Source organism: Tumebacillus sp. BK434 (assembly GCF_004340785.1).
GTDB lineage: Bacteria > Bacillota > Bacilli > Tumebacillales > Tumebacillaceae > Tumebacillus_A.
The window spans coordinates 1-2,088 of the sequence record NZ_SLXS01000029.1 but is presented as its reverse complement, the minus strand read 5'-3'; the positions used below and the strand labels follow the sequence as shown (position 1 = coordinate 2,088).

The following is a 2,088-nucleotide window of genomic DNA, read 5'->3' as shown; positions in this document are numbered from 1 at the left end:
TGAGCCAGGATCAAACTCTCAATAAAAGTTAGAAAGCTTGTATCTTGACTCGTATCTCATCTCTGTAACACTCGTTTAGTTTTCAAGGATCAATCGGTGTCGCCGAAGCAACGTTTACTAATATACCACGCTGCATCGTAGAATGCAACTGGTGATTTTTACATCTTCGCGATCACCGCGTCTCTCGCGGCGACAAGGACTATCTTATCATCTTCCCACTATACTCTCAATTCAGCCCTCCAACAAATCAAAACAAAAGTCCGCCTGAGCGCATCTTGCTTTCAACTTGCTCTCTCGTTCCCCCTCAAACAGCAAAACTGCCGGCGCGTGATGCGCCAACAGTTTTGTTTGCCGCTCTACTGATCTTCCACCTTGCAGCTAAACAGATCACCAGAACCGATTGGAACCGTGACGGATGAAGCATCGTCCAGCATATCGACGGTGAACTTATACGCTTCAATCCCGAGCACACCTTTGTGCGAAATCATATTATCTGCGATCACCAAGCCGCCGGGACGCACCTTGGGCCAGATGGAACTGAGATAAAAGACATATTCATCCTTCATCCCGTCGAGGAACACAAAATCCCACGGTCCTTCCAATTCCTCCACCGTCTCCAGCGCATTGCCTTCCATCAATTCGATCTGCTCTTCCAGACCTGCCTTCGCAAACATCTCTTTGGCGAGCTTGATTTTAAAGGGGCTAAATTCACACGTCACGACCTTTCCGCCATTCGCTCGGGCCGCATCCGCCAAAAAGAGCGTAGAATATCCGCTCGATGTTCCGACTTCTAAGATTCGTTTGGCGCCGCTGTGGCGCAAGATCATATTAAACAGCAGCCCAACTTCCTTGGTAATCCGCCACAGCCCCTCTTCCAGATCGTCGCGCTTCTCCAGCTCTTCCAATTCCGCAAGCGCCTGCCAGACACGTTCATCCTTCATGCCCTTCGCCTCCCCATTGTTCCTTCTCCAAGGCATTGCGATACATGTTCCGATACCGCACTTGCGGCGCATCCGATCGAACATGCACCTCTTCTTTTAACGCGAGCGGGGACTGTTTCGGGCGCAATCCCTCAACAACCGGCCGATCCTGCTCCAAGACGGTCACATTGTGCTCATAATGGATCTCATCAATCGCCTCCGCATCAGGTATAAAGTTACGCAAGGCCAATCCGTGGATCCGTATCCGCTCATCCGTCAGCGGTGTAAGCGCCAGATAGGTCGCCATCTGGTTGCCTTGAAACATATCGGTACGCAAGATCAATTGATTGGGCCAAGTGAATGTGATCGTAGAACCGCCCGCCTCTTCTTCGTTGAGCGGTGTCCGCACAAGAGGATGATACGGTTTCGCCACGATGACAATCTCCTGCCCGGTAACACGGAATTCCGGCCCCTCGACCATCGGATTCACATCCGTACCGGTGCTCTCCGGGTGCACAAACGGCAAATGCGACACGTCCAGCACACTTTCCACCACGCGGGTCAAATGAGCATCCCACTCCGCTAAAAACGGTACAGCACGCCAATCCGGATCGGTCAACTCAGTTGGCACTTGCAGTGCTTTGACTTCGGCATCCCCAACAAATACCCAAACGTATCCTCCTGCTTCTTGCACGGGGAAACTCGTTGCTTTTGCCTGTTTCGGAATCGGAGCATGCGGCCCGTTCGCCGGAATCAGCTTACAAGTTCCACTGCCGTCAAATGTCCAGCCATGAAACGGACAAACAACGCAGTCACCTTGCAGTTCACCTTGCGACAACCGCGCCCCGCGGTGTGGGCATTGATTGTGCAAGGCGTGAGCAACTCCTGCAGAGTCCCGGTACAATATCAGTTCTGTGGAAAGGATCGAACATTCGAGCATATCTCCAACCAACTCATCGCTTCTGCAGGCAACGTACCACTCGTTACGCATCTCATTCCCTCCACAGACCAATCTAGTGTCACAATATGTAGCACAAGGTCAAAGGGTCAACAAAAAAGACCCGATCCATACGGATCGGGTCTTTCTCTATTGCCTAGCGACGTCCTACTCTCCCAGGACCCTGCGGTCCAAGTACCATCGGCTCTGTGGAGCTTAACTTCTGTGTTC

The 2,088-nt window shown here is 51.9% G+C and carries 2 protein-coding genes and 1 rRNA gene; all 3 read right to left on the bottom strand.

Going from position 1 to position 2,088, the window contains the following annotated elements; genetic code table 11:
- Positions 1 to 356: 356 nt before the first annotated feature.
- A complete protein-coding gene (locus EV586_RS20770; RefSeq protein WP_165898732.1) occupies positions 357 to 941 on the bottom strand; it encodes an O-methyltransferase in 585 nt (194 codons plus the stop codon).
- Complete coding sequence (locus EV586_RS20765) at positions 931 to 1,911, bottom strand: aromatic ring-hydroxylating oxygenase subunit alpha (protein WP_132946924.1); 981 nt, start codon at positions 1,909 to 1,911, stop codon at positions 931 to 933. Before EV586_RS20765 ends, EV586_RS20770 begins: the two co-directional genes overlap by 11 nt.
- A gap of 101 nt (positions 1,912 to 2,012) precedes the next feature.
- Positions 2,013 to 2,088: ribosomal RNA gene (gene rrf / locus EV586_RS21915) — 5S ribosomal RNA — on the bottom strand; the annotation flags it as partial.